We start from the raw sequence: 15,665 nt of genomic DNA on the forward strand, positions 1-15,665 counted from the left end.
AATTAAGACCCTGTACAATTCTGTACAGGGTTTTAATTTTTTCCTGTAAAGTCAATTGTTGTTGGCGATGTCAAATGTTGTCCCGTGTCGCCGAAAAGGTGCGGGACATAATATAACAAATGACAAACGGAGGTAGTAACACTATGAATGCCATGCAGGAAAAGCTGTTTATCGAACTCCGTCAAACGAAAACTGAAATTGAACATTCTTTAAAAACAAAATCAAAACAAGATTGGCTTACAAAGATTCTCGAGGAAGAGCTTGAAGACATTGATCACGCCATTCAAAAAATTCAGGCTGGAAAATTCGGCGAATGTGAAATTTCTGGCGAATTACTCCCGGAAGAATTGATACAGCTAATGCCTACAATTAGGTCGAAAAAAGATTCAGATTTATTGGATCAGTATTGTAAAATTCCAATTCCATCATCATTTTTATAATGTTAATTGTCCTTATGCGATTAAGTATGCTAAAATTCTAAAGAAGTATGAGCATCGGTAGTGGAGGTATTTCTTAGTGTTTTATTACTTAATCGCACTTTTCATTATCCTTTTGGACCAATTCACAAAATGGTTAATTGTGAAAAACATGTATATCGGCGAAAGTATTCCGATCATTGATCAAGTTTTGTATATTACTTCCCACCGGAACAGGGGGGCAGCTTGGGGGATCCTCCAAGGGCAGATGTGGCTCTTTTACGTGATAACAATTATCGTCATTGCTGGAATTGTGTATTATTTGCACAAGGCAGCCAAAGGCAAATGGTTGTTGGGAGTTTCCCTGTCTTTTATGCTTGGCGGTGCAATCGGCAATTTTATTGATCGCGTGTTTCGCAAAGAAGTCGTTGACTTTATACATACGTATATTTTCAGCTATAACTTCCCGGTATTTAATATCGCCGATTCCGCATTGGTCATTGGCGTGGCGTTGCTGATGATTCAAATGCTGCTCGAAGAGAGAGAATCAAAGGAGAAAACATATGGAGAAAATGGTTCACACCATTCTTGAACAACAAAAAGGGGACCGGATTGACAAAGTCCTGTCCGGTCTTAACGAGGAATGGTCCCGCACCCAGGTACAACAATGGATCAAGGATGGCCATGTGCTTGTAAACGGACAAAATGTAAAAACCAATTACAAATGCAACTACAATGACGAAATTGAAATCCATATTCCGGACCCGGAAGAGCTGGATGTGGTCCCCGAGGAGATGGATTTGGACATTTATTACGAAGATCGTGATGTCCTCGTCGTCAATAAGCCAAAGGGGATGGTTGTTCATCCTGCACCCGGACATATGACGGGGACACTGGTAAATGGTCTGATGGCACATTGCAAGGATTTGTCGGGGATTAACGGAGTATTAAGACCCGGTATTGTCCACCGGATTGATAAAGATACCTCAGGACTATTAATGGTCGCCAAGAATGATATGGCCCATGAAAGCCTTGTAAATCAGCTGGTCCATAAAACAGTTACCCGCAAATATAAAGCCGTTGTTCATGGGGTTATTCCTCATGATGTCGGGACAATCGATGCCCCGCTTGGAAGGGACCAAAAGGATCGGCAAAGCATGGCCGTTGTAGATAATGGCAAGCATGCCGTTACCCATTTTCGGGTGCTGGAGCGGTTTAAGGATTTTACATTTGTTGAGTGCCAGCTTGAAACGGGACGAACCCATCAAATTCGCGTTCATATGAAATATATCGGCTATCCGCTTGCCGGAGACCCAAAATATGGGCCGAAAAAAACGATTGATTTTAACGGGCAGGTGCTGCATGCGGGCGTGCTTGGATTTACCCATCCGAGAACCGCCGAATATCTCGAATTTGAAGCCCCGCTGCCTTCTGATTATGAACAGCTGCTGAAACAGCTAAGAAATAATGGTTGACAGCTGAACCTAACTAAAGTAAGATAACTATAGTCAAATATGCCTTTAAATTCAGTCCCGTGAGGCTGAGAAGGGTCGGTTAATATTTTTTTGCTTTCTTTAACTGTACACCTCTCGCCGACGGCGAGAGGTTTTTATTTTTTTAAAAAAAGCGGGTGAAAATAATGAGCCAAAAAGCGTTAATTCTTGATGAGCAGGCAATCGGAAGGGCATTGACACGGATTGCCCATCAAATTATCGAAAAGAATAAAGGAATTGAAGAATGTGTTCTTGTCGGAATTCGTACCAGGGGAATCCATGTTGCCAAGCGTCTTGCTTCCAAAATCGAAGGGATCGAAGGTAGTCCGATACCGGTGGGGGAACTTGATATTACGCTTTACCGGGATGATTTGACGAAAAAAACGGATAACCAGGAACCACTTGTCAAGGGTTCTGACATACCGTTTGATATTAATGAAAAAAAGGTCATTTTAATCGATGATGTCCTTTATACAGGCAGAACAGTGCGAGCCGGGCTTGATGCCTTAATGGACCTTGGGCGTCCCGCAGCCATTCAACTGGCGGTCCTTGTTGACCGTGGCCATCGCGAACTGCCAATTAGAGCCGATTATGTCGGAAAAAACATTCCAACATCAAGCAGTGAGAAAATTGTTGTTGAACTGGCCGAAGTGGATCAGATTGACCAAGTTAGTATATATGAAAAATAAATAGCTGCCCTTTTTAAATGCAGTCCCGTGAGGCTGACAAAGGGGAAATCGCCAAACCCAGAGTAGTTTGGCCTTCCATACCTCTTTGTCCGTGCCGGCAAAGAGTTTTTTTTATCCTTTTATTAAAATAAATATTAAAAAGCAGAGGAGATTACCATGAGCAACAAACCAATCCTTGACGTAAAAGACATGCCAAAACCAACGCAATGGCTGACCTTAAGCCTGCAGCACCTATTCGCCATGTTCGGGGCAACCATCCTAGTTCCGTATCTCGTCGGCCTTGACCCGTCCATCGCCCTAATATCCAGCGGCTTGGGAACATTGGCATTCTTATTAATTACAAAATTTCAAGTTCCTGCTTACCTCGGTTCTTCCTTTGCGTTCATCGCACCGGTGATTGCTGCCAAAGCTGCAGGTGGCCCAGGTGCGGCGATGATCGGCACCTTCATGGCCGGCCTCGTATATGGGATTGTCGCGCTGATAATCAGTAAAGCAGGATACCGTTGGATTATGAACCTATTGCCGCCAGTGGTTGTCGGACCAGTTATCATCATAATTGGCTTGTCGATTGCCCCGACTGCTGTGGGTATGGCAATGAATAACGCAGCCGGGGAATACAGTATGCTGCATTTTTCGGCAGCCTTGGTTACCCTCACTGCAACGATCGTATTCTCGATTTATGCAAAAAAAATCTTTAGCATCATTCCGATTCTTGCGGGCATTGTTGTCGGATACATTTATGCAGCGATTGTCGGGATTGTCGATTTTAAGCCTGTCCTAGAAGCCGGATGGTTTGAAATGCCAAAATTCATCATCCCGTTTGTGAGCTATAAGGTGCAATTTAGCTGGGATATCTTCTGGCTAATGGTGCCGGTTGCAGTGGTGACGCTGTCAGAACACATTGGGCATCAGCTGATTTTAAGCAAAGTAGTCGGGCGCGACTACATTAAAGAGCCAGGCTTGCACCGTTCAATCTTGGGTGACGGGACCGCAACACTGATTTCGGCTTTGGTCGGCGGACCGCCAAAAACAACCTATGGCGAAAATATTGGCGTGCTCGCGATTACCCGGGTCTATAGCGTATATGTTCTGGCAGGTGCAGCGGTGTTGGCGATTGTATTCGGGTTTATTGGGAAAATTACGGCTCTGATTCATTCGATTCCGACCCCTGTAATGGGCGGCGTCTCCATCCTCCTGTTTGGAATCATCGCTTCTTCGGGACTGCGGATGCTGGTTGACAGCAAAATTGATTTCGACGATAAACGAAACCTTGTCATAGCGTCAGTCATTCTCATTATCGGGCTCGGCGGAGCGATAGTGAAACTTCCGTTTAAGGATATTGTAATCCAAGGCATGGCTTTGGCAGCGATTATCGGTGTCTTGTTAAACCTGATCCTGCCTGGAAGGCCGATTGTCAGTGACAATATGTTTGAAGGCGAAGTGGAGAAAAAAGAACGGCAAACAGCTTAATAAAAACAACCTTTTAAATGAAGTCCAGAGAGGCTTATAAGGGTGTGCGAATCGAGGTTTGGCATGAAAATAGGCTGAACTTCCGATTGCTTGCGGTTGCACCCTGATCTAGTTGGATCAGGGTATTTTTTTTAGCGAAAAGGTGGGGAAAAGGATGCTAAATCATTTATTAACGACGAATGAGTTAAAAGTGGAAGAGATATATGGAATCCTCGGGGATGCTCAAAGCTTCGCCGAAGGAACAACCTGGCACCCTGAAGAACAAATGTTTGCGGCCAATCTCTTTTTTGAAAATAGCACCAGAACAAAATGCAGTTTTGAAGTGGCCGAGAGAAGATTAGGGTTGGGTGTGATTCCTTTTGAAGTGCAAACCTCAAGTGTGCAAAAGGGCGAAACGCTTTACGATACGGTAAAGACACTTGAAGCCATCGGCGTAAATGCCATAGTGATCCGGCACAGCCAGGATCGTTATTTTGACGAATTAGTTGGTAAAATCAATATTCCACTCATTAATGGAGGAGACGGCTGCGGTCATCATCCGACCCAATCCCTGCTTGACCTCCTAACCATCAAACAAGAATTCGGGCGCTTTTCCGGTTTGAAAATAGCGATCATCGGCGATATCAGACATAGCCGTGTCGCGCGTTCAAATGCAGATGCTCTGACAAGGCTTGGAGCCGATGTCATTTTCTCGGGCCCTGAAGAATGGTTTGACAGCCACAGCCTCCATTCATCCCGCTTTATTCCAATTGACCAGGCCATCCCGCAGGCCGATGTAGTGATGCTGCTTCGCGTCCAGCATGAGCGGCATCAGAAAAATGGAAGTTTTACAGCCGCGGAATATCATCAAAAGTTCGGTTTGACCTTGGAGAGGGAAAAACAAATGAAGCAAAACAGCATCATTATGCATCCTGCACCGGTTAACCGGAATGTCGAGATAGCTGACAGCCTGGTAGAGTCACAGCGTTCGAGAATCTTCAAGCAAATGGAAAATGGCGTCTATGTCAGAATGGCTGTCTTAAAAAGATCATTAGAAAGCTTAAATGGAGGGGTAATAAATGAAAATGCTTATTCAGAACGCCAACTATTTAGCGTTTGAGGGACAAATCAAACAGTCTGATATTTTAATAGAAAATGGCATCATCGCAAAAATCGATAAAAACATTGAAATGGATGCCGACCGTAAAATTGATGCATCAGGACTATTGGTATCACCAGGTTTTATCGACTTGCACGTCCACCTGCGCGAACCTGGCGGCGAAAAAAAGGAAACCATCGCTACCGGAACCAGGGCTGCAGCCAGAGGTGGGTTTACCACTATTGCCAACATGCCAAATACCCGTCCGGTGCCTGACACCAAAAGCAATATGGACGACTTGCAAAAGCGAATTCATGCGACGGCCAAGGTCCGGGTCTTGCCTTATGCCTCTATTACGACCAGACAGTTGGGCCAGGAGTTAACCGATTTCGAGGCTTTAAAGGAAGCGGGCGCATTTGCGTTTACGGATGATGGCGTCGGGGTCCAGTCGGCAGGGATGATGCTTGAGGCGATGAAGCGGGCTGCCAATCTTGATATGGCAATAGTCGCTCATTGTGAGGATAATACCTTGATCAATAAAGGTTGTGTCCACGAGGGTACGTTCTCGAAGCAGCATGGTTTAAACGGGATTCCTTCTGTTTGTGAATCAGTGCAAATCGCCCGCGATGTTTTGCTCGCGGAAGCCACAGGCTGCCACTATCATGTCTGCCACATCAGCACGAAGGAGTCGGTCAGGGTTGTAAGAGATGCAAAACGGGCGGGGATTAAGGTTACGGCTGAAGTATCACCGCATCACCTTTTATTATCCGAGGATGATATCCCGGGACTTGACGCGAATTTCAAAATGAACCCACCGCTGCGTGGTGCAGAGGACCGTGAAGCGTTAATCGCTGGGTTGCTTGATGGAACGATTGATTTTATCGCAACCGACCATGCCCCTCACACCGATTCAGAGAAAAGCGAAGGCATGGTACTGGCTCCGTTCGGCATTGTCGGCCTGGAAACAGCGTTCCCGCTTCTGTATACCCATTTTGTATTAAATGAAATAATCTCGCTTCAACAGTTGATTGAGTATCTGACTAGGAAACCGGCAGCAGCCTTTAACTTGCCATATGGAAAAATAGCCGAAGGGGCACCGGCAGATATCGTCCTGTTAGACCTGAATGAGGAACAAGAAATCGATCCAAAGAAATTTTTATCAAAAGGCAAAAATACCCCATTTGCCGGCTGGAGCTGCAAGGGGTGGCCGGTTCTGACAATCGCTCACGGGCAAATAGTATGGGAAAAAGGATGTGTGACAGCATGAAAGCTCAGCTGATTCTGGAAGACGGAACGATTTTTATTGGAGAGGGATTCGGAAGCCATAACGATAGTATTGGTGAAGTGGTGTTTAATACCGGGATGACCGGCTATCAGGAAATTCTTTCCGATCCGTCCTATTGCGGCCAAATCGTCATGCTTACATACCCGTTAATTGGAAACTACGGGATCAACCGGGATGATTTTGAATCTATCAATCCTGCCGTAAAAGGGTTCATTGTTAAAGAGGTGTGCGACTATCCGTCCAATTGGAGAAGTGAATTCACTGTTGATGAATATTTTAAGATGAAAAATATTCCGGGAATTGCCGGAATTGATACCCGCAAATTAACGAGAATCATTCGCCGGTACGGAACATTGAAAGGGGCGATTTGCAGTATTGAAACCGATGGTGACGAGGTTTTGCGAAAGTTAAGACAAAAAAGGCTTCCCATTGATCAAGTCCGCACAGTATCGACGAAAAATTCATACCCAAGCCCCGGCCGCGGGAAGAGAATCGTTGTTGTCGATTTTGGGATGAAGCATGGAATTCTGCGCGAGCTAAATAATCGCGGCTGCGACGTCATCGTTGTTCCTTACCACACAACCGCTGATGAAATCTTGAAACTTCGCCCGGACGGCGTCATGCTAACAAATGGCCCGGGAGACCCGAAGGATGTTCCAGAAGGTATTCAGATGATCAAAGAAATTCTTGGCCGGCTTCCATTATTCGGCATCTGTCTAGGACATCAATTATTTGCCCTTGCCTGCGGCGCCGATACGATGCGGATGAAATTTGGCCACCGCGGCTTAAACCATCCGGTAAAGGACTTAGCCACCGGGAAAATAGCGATAACGTCACAAAACCACGGTTATACCGTTGATGCAAAATCAATCAAAAATACGAGACTTGAAGTTACCCATATTGCCATAAATGATGGGACTGTCGAAGGATTGCGGCATTTAGACTATCCCGCCTTTACGGTTCAATACCATCCGGAGGCCTCTCCGGGTCCTGAGGATGCCAATCGTTTATTTGACCAATTTTTAGCGATGATCGAAGCACAAAAACAGGAGGTACCTACGCATGCCTAAACGTACAGATATATATTCCATCCTAGTAATCGGTTCGGGCCCGATCGTCATCGGCCAAGCGGCAGAATTTGACTATGCCGGGACCCAGGCTTGCCTTGCGCTGAAAGAAGAAGGTTACCGCGTCATACTTGTTAACTCGAACCCGGCGACGATCATGACCGATACCGAAATTGCCGATGCCGTCTATATTGAACCGCTGACAGTTGAATTTGTTAGCCGCATCATCCGCAAGGAGCGCCCAGATGCTCTTGTTGCCACGCTAGGCGGACAGACAGGCCTGAACCTTGCTGTCGAGCTGTCTAAATCAGGCGTTCTTGACGAATGCGGTGTCGAAATCTTGGGAACAAAGCTATCGGCTATCAACCAGGCAGAAGACCGGGAATTATTCCGCCAATTAATGAACGAACTAGACGAGCCTGTTCCCGAAAGTGAAATTGTCCATGAGTTAGGAGAGGCGGCTGCATTCGTCGATAAAATTGGCTTTCCGGTGATTGTCCGCCCTGCGTTTACCCTTGGAGGGACAGGGGGCGGAATCTGCCACACGATGGAAGAGCTTGAGGAAATCATTACAAGCGGGTTGAAAAACAGCCCTGTCCACCAATGCCTACTTGAAAAAAGTATCGCCGGCTACAAGGAAATTGAATATGAAGTCATGCGCGACAGTAACGATAATGCGATTGTCGTTTGCAACATGGAAAACATCGACCCGGTTGGTGTGCACACTGGCGATTCCATCGTTGTCGCCCCAAGTCAAACATTGAGTGACCGCGAATACCAGCTATTGCGGAATGTGTCTTTAAAAATTATCCGTGCCCTCGGCATCGAAGGCGGCTGTAACGTTCAACTTGCATTAGACCCTGATAGCTTTAATTACTATATTATCGAAGTTAACCCGCGAGTAAGCCGCTCATCGGCACTGGCTTCCAAAGCAACCGGCTATCCGATTGCCAAGCTGGCCGCCAAAATTGCCGTTGGACTCACGCTTGATGAAATGATGAACCCGGTCACCGGAAAAACCTATGCCAGCTTTGAGCCAGCACTGGATTATATCGTCACAAAAATACCAAGATGGCCGTTTGATAAGTTCGAATCCGGCAACCGTTCGCTTGGCACTCAAATGAAAGCGACCGGTGAAGTAATGGCAATTGGCCGCAATTTTGAAGAATCGTTATTAAAAGCGATTCGGTCTCTGGAAGCAGGCGTTCATCATTTTGAATTGATTGGTGCTGCTGAGATAGACAATGAACTATTGGAAAAGCGAATCCGCAAAGCGGGCGATGAACGGTTGTTTTATATAGCCGAGGCCCTGAAACGCGGTTTTACGGTTGAAGATATTCACGACTGGAGTAAGATTGATCTGTTTTTCCTTAAGAAAATGGAAGGAATTATTGAACTGGAGGCAAGACTCTCGCAACACCCATTTCAATCTGAACTTCTCAAGGAGGCAAAGCAAAAAGGGTTTAACGACAAGAAAATTGCTGAGTTGTGGGTGAGCACAGAATACGAGATTTGCAGATATAGAAAGAAGATGGGAATTGTACCTGTTTATAAGATGGTGGATACTTGCGCAGCCGAGTTTGAATCGGAAACACCGTATTATTATGGCACGTATGAAGAAGAGAACGAGTCGATTGTCACCGGCCGTGACAGCGTAATTGTCCTCGGTTCAGGTCCAATCCGGATCGGGCAGGGAATTGAGTTTGATTATGCAACCGTCCATTCCGTAACAGCAATCAAAGAGGCCGGCTATGAAGCGATCATTATCAATAATAATCCCGAAACAGTTTCAACAGACTTTAGCATCTCCGACAAGCTATATTTCGAACCTTTGACGATTGAGGATGTTATGCACATTGTCGACCTCGAGCAGCCAGTCGGAGTGGTCGTACAGTTTGGTGGTCAGACAGCGATAAATCTGGCCTCAGGTCTAGCCGCAAACGGCGTAAAGATCCTGGGAACCAGCCTTGAAGACTTGGACCGCGCTGAAAACCGCGACAAATTTGAACATACATTACAGCAATTAAATATTCCGCAGCCACTTGGGAAAACAGCCTTAACAGTTGAAGAGGCTTTGCTTATTGCCGAAGAAATTGGCTACCCGGTATTGATTCGCCCATCCTATGTTCTTGGCGGCCGGGCAATGGAAATTGTCTATCACCAGGAAGAATTGCTTAAATATATGGAACATGCGGTTAAAATTAATCCTGAGCAACCGGTTCTTATAGACCGCTATCTTACCGGGAAAGAAATTGAAGTCGATGCGATTTCCGATGGAAGAAACGTTCTAATACCGGGAATTATGGAACATATCGAACGGGCTGGGGTCCATTCAGGCGACTCGATTGCCGTTTACCCACCGCAAACACTAACAGCCGAAGTAAAACAAAAGCTTGTAAACTATACGGAGAAATTGGCGATCGGGCTTAATATCATCGGCCTGCTGAATATTCAATATGTCGTCTGCGGAAAGGAAGTATACGTACTTGAAGTAAATCCGCGGTCAAGCCGTACTGTCCCATTTTTAAGCAAAATAACCAATGTTCCAATGGCAAAAATCGCAACGAAAGCTATCTTGGGCCATTCTCTGCTGGAACAAGGCTATCAAACCGGATTAGTGCCTGAAAAAACAGGCGTATTTGTAAAGGTTCCGGTATTCTCTTTTGCCAAACTCCGGAGTGTTGACATTAGTCTTGGACCGGAAATGAAATCGACAGGCGAGGTTATGGGCAAAGACTTAACGCTTGAAAAGGCGTTATATAAAGGCTTGATAGCTTCGGGAATGAATATTCAAAAGTTTGGTACCGTATTGTTCACAGTCGCCGACAAGGATAAGGCGGAAAGCCTAAGACTGGCCAAACGGTTTGCCGCAAATGGTTATCGGTTAATGGCAACCAGCGGAACAGCAGTGGTGCTGGAAAGTGCAGGACTTCAGGTAAAGGTTGTCGGCAAAATCGGCTCCGAAGGACCGACATTGTTGGATATCATTCATCAGGGCGAGGCTCAGTTGATTATCAATACGTTAACAAAAGGGAAACAGCCAGAGCGGGACGGCTTTAGAATCCGCCGCGAAGCAGTTGAAAATGGGGTCCCGTGTTTAACTTCATTGGACACCGCCAATGCCATTTTGAATATTATCGAATCGATGAATTTTTCTGCAGACCCGATGAAACCAGCGAAAAAGGAGGCTGTTTTTGCATGATTAAAAAAGAGGTATGCAAAATAATCAGCCAAAAGGAAATTGCCACCGATATTTATGAACTTACTGTAGAAGCAGAATTCGTCAGCGAGATTAAGGCACCAGGACAGTTTGTCCATATCCGGGTGGGAAATGGTTGGGATCCGCTGCTTAGACGGCCTATTAGCATATCATCCTTCGATAAGACCCTGAATCAATTTACAATGATTTACCGCAAGGAAGGCAAAGGCACCTCCTTCCTTGCAGAAATGGTGCCGGGAATGGTGCTGGATATCCTAGGACCGTTGGGAAATGGTTTTCCGGTTGAAGAAGCTAAAATAGGGGATACCGCCCTCCTTGTTGGCGGTGGTATCGGTGTCCCGCCTCTTTACGAACTTTCTAAACAATTGCGGGCGAAAGGTGTAAAAGTTGTCCATGTCCTGGGGTTTCAAACAGAATCCGCTGTCTTTTATGAACAGGAATTTTGGGAAACCGGAGTAACATATGTGGCAACTGTTGATGGATCCTACGGCACAAAAGGCTTAGTCACGGATGTAATTGATGGCCAGGATTTAAGATTTGACTGCATTTATAGCTGCGGACCAACACCAATGTTAAGGGCGCTGGAACAGCGCTACACTGATAAAAAGTTATTCCTGTCCTTGGAGGAGCGGATGGGCTGCGGAATCGGCGCTTGTTTTGCCTGTGTCTGTAAGCAAGCGGGCGATCCATCGGGGGTTTCTTATAAAAAAGTTTGCAGTGATGGGCCTGTGTTTCGGGCAGGGGAGGTGCTGATATGAGCATGTTGAATATTGAATTGCCCGGCTTGTCACTGAAAAATCCGATTATGCCGGCCTCTGGCTGCTTCGGATTCGGACGCGAATATAGCCAGTTTTACGATTTAAGCATGCTTGGGGCGATCATGATTAAAGCCACAACGGTAGAACCGCGATTTGGTAACCCAACCCCAAGAGTCGCGGAAACAACAGCGGGGATGCTTAATGCAATCGGCTTGCAAAATCCCGGGCTTGAAAAAGTAATCTCCGAGGAGCTCCCATGGCTAGCACAATATGATGTACCAATTATTGCTAATGTCGCCGGATCCTTGGAGGAGGACTACGTAACTGTCGCCGAACGAATATCCCAAGCACCTAATGTTCATGCGCTTGAGTTAAACATATCCTGCCCCAATGTCAAGGAAGGCGGGATGGCATTTGGAACTATTCCTGAGGTTGCTAGAGTGTTGACTCGGAAGGTGAAGGAGGTGTCCGCGGTTCCGGTGTACGTGAAGCTGTCTCCGAATGTCACCAATATCGTCGAAATGGCCAAGGCTGTTGAGGCTGGCGGAGCAGATGGAATCACAATGATTAATACACTTGTCGGCATGAGGCTTGATTTAAAGACAGGAAAGCCGATCTTGGCTAATCGGACGGGCGGCTTGTCAGGCCCAGCGATTAAGCCGGTGGCACTGCGGATGATTTATGAAGTCAGCCAGGCCGTGGATCTCCCGATCATCGGGATGGGCGGCATTTCATCTGCGGAGGATGTAATAGAATTTTTTTATGCCGGTGCAAGCGCAGTCGCGGTCGGGACAGCAAATTTCGTAGATCCATTCGTCTGTCCAACGATTATTGAACAATTGCCCGCTTTAATTGACCAATTAGGGTTTGATCATATCAGTGAATGTACGGGAAGGAGCTGGAAACAGCATGGACAACACGCTTATTATCGCGCTTGATTTTCCGGGACTAAGGGAAGTTGAGCAATTTTTACAGCCGTTTTCCGGGAAAAGCCTGTTTGTGAAGGTCGGGATGGAGCTATTCTATCAGGAAGGGCCTGCGATTATTCATATGTTAAAAGAATCAGGGCATCAAATATTCCTGGATTTAAAGCTTCATGATATTCCGAATACAGTTTATGGGGCCATGAAGGGACTAGCGCGTTTGGAATGTGACCTTGTCAATGTTCATGCCGCCGGCGGTAAAGAGATGATGGCAGCAGCACTTGAAGGGCTCGAGGCAGGTACACCTGCAGGAAGAAACCGTCCGTTATGTATTGCAGTCACACAATTAACAAGTACTTCTCAAGAACAAATGAAGCAAGAACAGCTAATTCCCGTTTCACTGGAGGAATCGGTGCTGCATTATGCAGCACTGACACGGGAAGCCGGCTTGGACGGAGTTGTCTGCTCGGCCTGGGAAGCTGCAGCGATTCGCAAGCAGTCCGGTGAATCATTTTTAACAGTCTGTCCGGGAATCAGAATGACTGCTGATGCAACTGGGGATCAGAAACGTGTCGCTACACCTGAGTTTGCCAGAAAGTCTGGCGTCAGCTCAATTGTCGTAGGTCGGTCGATTACGAGGGCCGTAGACCCACTTGCAAGTTATCAACAATGGATGGAAGCATGGAAGGGAGTACGAGTATGAAACACTTAATTGCTGAAAAACTATTAGAAATTAATGCCGTGGCGTTGAGACCGCAGGACCCATTTACTTGGACTTCAGGCCTTCGCTCGCCAATATATTGCGATAATCGGCTAACCCTGTCCTACCCGGAAGTGCGTCGCCAGATTGCCAAGGGATTACAGACATTGATTCATAATAACTTTACTGGAGTCGAGGTCATTGCAGGTACCGCAACTGCGGGTATTCCCCATGCGGCCTGGGTAAGCGAGCTGATGGGAATGCCGATGTGCTATGTCCGTTCCAAAGCCAAAGGACACGGCAAGGGCAATCAAATCGAAGGCAAAGTCGAGCTAGGGCAAAAGGTAGTCGTTGTCGAGGACCTAATTTCGACTGGCGGCAGTGTGATTACCTCGGTTCAAGCTTTAAGAGAAGCAGGCTGCAACGTACTTGGGGTGGTCTCTATTTTTACATATGGACTGGATAAGGGGAAAATAGCCTTTGCCGAGGAAGGCATCGTGAGCCATTCATTAACTGATTTTCCGGCGCTAGTCGAGACTGCGATTGAAAAAGGGTATATTAGCCAAGCTGACCAGGAAAGTTTGCTCGACTGGAGTAAGAATCCGGGGGAATGGAGCAGGCGGTTTGAAGTAGTTTTGTAGGTAATAGAATCAAAAGAAGCCCCGGTTCATCCGGGGCTTTCCTCACTATATCAGCCATTTTTCTTCAATTTTAATACAATATCCTCATCCGGAGTGACGTAAGCTGTCTGCTGATTGTCATAAATCACAAATCCCGGCTTGGCCCCGTTTGGTTTCTTCACATGGCGCACTTTTGTAAAGTCAACCGGTACCGAACTCGAATTGCGTGCCTTGCTAAAATAGGCCGCCAGCATCGCCGCTTCCAAGATCGTCTCTTCAGCGGGCTCCTTGCTGCGGATGACCACGTGCGAACCGGGAATATCCTTCGTATGGAGCCAGATTTCATCGCGGGCGGCCAGCTTATTGGTTAAATAATCATTTTGCTTATTATTTTTTCCAACAATGATCTCCGTGCCGTCTGAGGCGATAAAATGATCCAGGACCGGCCGTGCGTTTTGCGCCTTTTTGCCATGTCGTTTTTGTCTCTCGCGAATATATCCACCTTCAACCAGCTCTTCGCGGATTTCCTGGATATCCTTCGGCGAAGCGGTTTGTACCTGTTGCAGCAGGCTGTCAAAATAGGACGCCTCTTCTCGTGCCTTTTCGATTTGATCTATTACAATCGAAACGGAATTTTTCGCCTTCTGGTATTTGGAGAAATATTTTTGTGCGTTATCGGACGGCGTTTTCCTAGGGTCAAGGGGAATGACAATGGTCCTGCCTGCTTCATCGTAATAATCAAGCACTTCGATTTCCTTCATGCCTTTCTTGGCGGCATATAAATTGGCGGTTAATAATTCGCCATAACGCTGAAATTTCTCCGCTTGCTCCGCGTCCTTAAGCGTAGCTTCTAGCTTCTCGATTTTCTTTTCATTTTTTTCTTTTTCATTGGCAATCAGCCGTTCGATGTCGTGCCCCTGCTGCTTGACGCGGTCACGTTCGGCCTTGCCAAAATAGAAACGGTCCAGCATTTCGCTTAATGTGGCAAAACTACGGACCACCGCGTTGACATGCTGAAGCGGGTACAGATAAAATACTTCCTTTTCTGCAGCAGCCATTATTGCTGGTTTAAGATCGCCGGAAGAAATCCGATTAATCAGCGTGATAAATACAGGCGGCACCGTCGTTCGGTTAGCCATTCCGCTTTGAAAAATCACTTCCTTGGCGAACAGCGGGGAGATTCCGGCAAACTGTTCTACTAGTTGGCGGTCGATACGTCCGGCGTTAAAATCAATTTTTCGCGTAACATCCTCGGCCGTCGCTGAAAATGGATTCTGCTTATGCTGCTCTGGCGGGGAAACATATGACTGGCCAGGCAAGATCGCCCGATGGCTGTTGACCGCAAACGAAACATGCTTGATGCTGTCAAGAATGAGATTGCGCGTCTTATCGACAAGCACGATATTGCTGTGCCGGCCCATAATTTCAATGATAAGCTGTTTATACGATACATCACCGATTTCATTTCGGCCTTTGACCTCTAAAATGATCATCCGCTCTGTCTCGACTTGATATAGATCCTCGACAATATGGCCCTCAATATGTTTTCGAAGCAGCATGCAAAACATGGGCGGTTCGCTTGGGTTTTCATAAGCTTCGTTTGTTAGCTGGGCCCTGGCATAACTCGGATGGGCCGACAACAGGAGTTTATGGTTGACCCCTCCTGCCCGGATCGTCAGGATAATTTCATTTTTATAGGGCTGATGAACCTTATTGATTCGGCCGCCTTTAAGGGCCCGGGAAAGTTCATTGGCCATCGCTTTTGTAAATAAACCATCAAATGACATGGAAAACATCCTTTACTAATACATATGCCTTCATTATATCCTACTTTATAATGTTCTGTCGCAAATACCTCCGGAATAATCCATTCCGGTAGCATTTTTTTGGACGACCCCGAATAAGCTTTCTTAGAGCATGTCTGAATTTTTAAAGGGGGAAGTGAG

14 protein-coding genes are annotated in these 15,665 nt (G+C 46.4%); 13 read left to right on the top strand and 1 reads right to left on the bottom strand.

Annotated elements, in window-relative coordinates; genetic code table 11:
* Nucleotides 1-143: 143 nt before the first annotated feature.
* From AR334_RS22470 to pyrE, 13 genes are all read left to right on the top strand, one after another.
* A complete protein-coding gene (locus tag AR334_RS22470) occupies nt 144-440 on the top strand; it encodes a hypothetical protein (RefSeq protein ID WP_066318279.1) in 297 nt (98 codons plus the stop codon).
* A gap of 76 nt (nt 441-516) precedes the next feature.
* Nucleotides 517-1,008 carry a signal peptidase II gene (lspA, locus tag AR334_RS22475; RefSeq protein WP_066318283.1) on the top strand — a complete coding sequence of 164 codons (492 nt, stop codon included), beginning with the start codon at nt 517-519 and terminating at the stop codon, nt 1,006-1,008.
* Entirely contained in the window at nt 980-1,891 is a 912-nt protein-coding gene (locus AR334_RS22480) for an RluA family pseudouridine synthase (protein WP_066318286.1), read from the top strand. Before lspA ends, AR334_RS22480 begins: the two co-directional genes overlap by 29 nt.
* 164 nt (nt 1,892-2,055) lie before the next feature.
* Nucleotides 2,056-2,598, top strand: a complete 543-nt coding sequence (pyrR, locus tag AR334_RS22485; RefSeq protein WP_066318290.1) for a bifunctional pyr operon transcriptional regulator/uracil phosphoribosyltransferase PyrR — start codon at nt 2,056-2,058, stop codon at nt 2,596-2,598.
* A 156-nt stretch (nt 2,599-2,754) separates the two neighbouring features.
* On the top strand, nt 2,755-4,068 hold the full coding sequence (locus AR334_RS22490; protein ID WP_066318293.1) for a solute carrier family 23 protein: 1,314 nt from the start codon (nt 2,755-2,757) through the stop codon (nt 4,066-4,068).
* A gap of 154 nt (nt 4,069-4,222) precedes the next feature.
* A complete protein-coding gene (locus AR334_RS22495; RefSeq protein ID WP_066318299.1) occupies nt 4,223-5,167 on the top strand; it encodes an aspartate carbamoyltransferase catalytic subunit in 945 nt (314 codons plus the stop codon).
* Nucleotides 5,127-6,413: a dihydroorotase gene (locus AR334_RS22500; protein WP_066318304.1), complete on the top strand. Its 1,287-nt coding sequence runs from the start codon at nt 5,127-5,129 to the stop codon at nt 6,411-6,413. The genes AR334_RS22495 and AR334_RS22500 overlap by 41 nt, the downstream gene beginning before the upstream one ends.
* Nucleotides 6,410-7,501 (top strand): carbamoyl phosphate synthase small subunit, encoded by a 1,092-nt coding sequence (locus AR334_RS22505; RefSeq protein WP_066318311.1) that lies wholly within the window; start codon nt 6,410-6,412, stop codon nt 7,499-7,501. Before AR334_RS22500 ends, AR334_RS22505 begins: the two co-directional genes overlap by 4 nt.
* Nucleotides 7,494-10,700: a carbamoyl-phosphate synthase large subunit gene (carB, locus tag AR334_RS22510; protein WP_066318317.1), complete on the top strand. Its 3,207-nt coding sequence runs from the start codon at nt 7,494-7,496 to the stop codon at nt 10,698-10,700. Before AR334_RS22505 ends, carB begins: the two co-directional genes overlap by 8 nt.
* Nucleotides 10,697-11,476 carry a dihydroorotate dehydrogenase electron transfer subunit gene (locus tag AR334_RS22515; RefSeq protein ID WP_066318318.1) on the top strand — a complete coding sequence of 260 codons (780 nt, stop codon included), beginning with the start codon at nt 10,697-10,699 and terminating at the stop codon, nt 11,474-11,476. The genes carB and AR334_RS22515 overlap by 4 nt, the downstream gene beginning before the upstream one ends.
* Nucleotides 11,477-11,478: 2 nt before the next feature.
* Nucleotides 11,479-12,414 (top strand): dihydroorotate dehydrogenase, encoded by a 936-nt coding sequence (locus tag AR334_RS22520; protein ID WP_172799280.1) that lies wholly within the window; start codon nt 11,479-11,481, stop codon nt 12,412-12,414.
* Complete coding sequence (pyrF, locus tag AR334_RS22525) at nt 12,386-13,102, top strand: orotidine-5'-phosphate decarboxylase (protein ID WP_066318321.1); 717 nt, start codon at nt 12,386-12,388, stop codon at nt 13,100-13,102. The genes AR334_RS22520 and pyrF overlap by 29 nt, the downstream gene beginning before the upstream one ends.
* Nucleotides 13,099-13,740 carry an orotate phosphoribosyltransferase gene (gene pyrE / locus AR334_RS22530; protein ID WP_066318322.1) on the top strand — a complete coding sequence of 214 codons (642 nt, stop codon included), beginning with the start codon at nt 13,099-13,101 and terminating at the stop codon, nt 13,738-13,740. The genes pyrF and pyrE overlap by 4 nt, the downstream gene beginning before the upstream one ends.
* A gap of 50 nt (nt 13,741-13,790) precedes the next feature.
* Here the strand turns inward: pyrE and AR334_RS22535 are convergent, their stop codons facing one another.
* The gene (locus AR334_RS22535) at nt 13,791-15,506 is read right to left on the bottom strand and encodes an NFACT RNA binding domain-containing protein (protein WP_066318328.1); all 1,716 of its coding nucleotides are present in this window, start codon (nt 15,504-15,506) and stop codon (nt 13,791-13,793) included.
* Between the last annotated feature and the right edge of the window lie 159 nt (nt 15,507-15,665).

This window comes from Bacillus sp. FJAT-29814 (assembly GCF_001510715.1).
GTDB lineage: Bacteria > Bacillota > Bacilli > Bacillales > Cytobacillaceae > Neobacillus.

Excerpts from the sequence above, each read along its gene's own strand:
- AR334_RS22470 (WP_066318279.1), top strand. The coding sequence starts at position 144 with ATGAATGCCATGCAGGAAAAGCTGTTTATCGAACTCCGTCAAACGAAA.
- AR334_RS22480 (WP_066318286.1), top strand. The coding sequence starts at position 980 with ATGGAGAAAATGGTTCACACCATTCTTGAACAACAAAAAGGGGACCGG.
- pyrR (WP_066318290.1), top strand. The coding sequence starts at position 2,056 with ATGAGCCAAAAAGCGTTAATTCTTGATGAGCAGGCAATCGGAAGGGCA.
- AR334_RS22490 (WP_066318293.1), top strand. The coding sequence starts at position 2,755 with ATGAGCAACAAACCAATCCTTGACGTAAAAGACATGCCAAAACCAACG.
- AR334_RS22495 (WP_066318299.1), top strand. The coding sequence starts at position 4,223 with ATGCTAAATCATTTATTAACGACGAATGAGTTAAAAGTGGAAGAGATA.
- AR334_RS22500 (WP_066318304.1), top strand. The coding sequence starts at position 5,127 with ATGAAAATGCTTATTCAGAACGCCAACTATTTAGCGTTTGAGGGACAA.
- AR334_RS22505 (WP_066318311.1), top strand. The coding sequence starts at position 6,410 with ATGAAAGCTCAGCTGATTCTGGAAGACGGAACGATTTTTATTGGAGAG.
- carB (WP_066318317.1), top strand. The coding sequence starts at position 7,494 with ATGCCTAAACGTACAGATATATATTCCATCCTAGTAATCGGTTCGGGC.
- AR334_RS22515 (WP_066318318.1), top strand. The coding sequence starts at position 10,697 with ATGATTAAAAAAGAGGTATGCAAAATAATCAGCCAAAAGGAAATTGCC.
- AR334_RS22520 (WP_172799280.1), top strand. The coding sequence starts at position 11,479 with ATGTTGAATATTGAATTGCCCGGCTTGTCACTGAAAAATCCGATTATG.
- pyrF (WP_066318321.1), top strand. The coding sequence starts at position 12,386 with ATGGACAACACGCTTATTATCGCGCTTGATTTTCCGGGACTAAGGGAA.
- pyrE (WP_066318322.1), top strand. The coding sequence starts at position 13,099 with ATGAAACACTTAATTGCTGAAAAACTATTAGAAATTAATGCCGTGGCG.
- AR334_RS22535 (WP_066318328.1), bottom strand. The coding sequence starts at position 15,506 with ATGTCATTTGATGGTTTATTTACAAAAGCGATGGCCAATGAACTTTCC.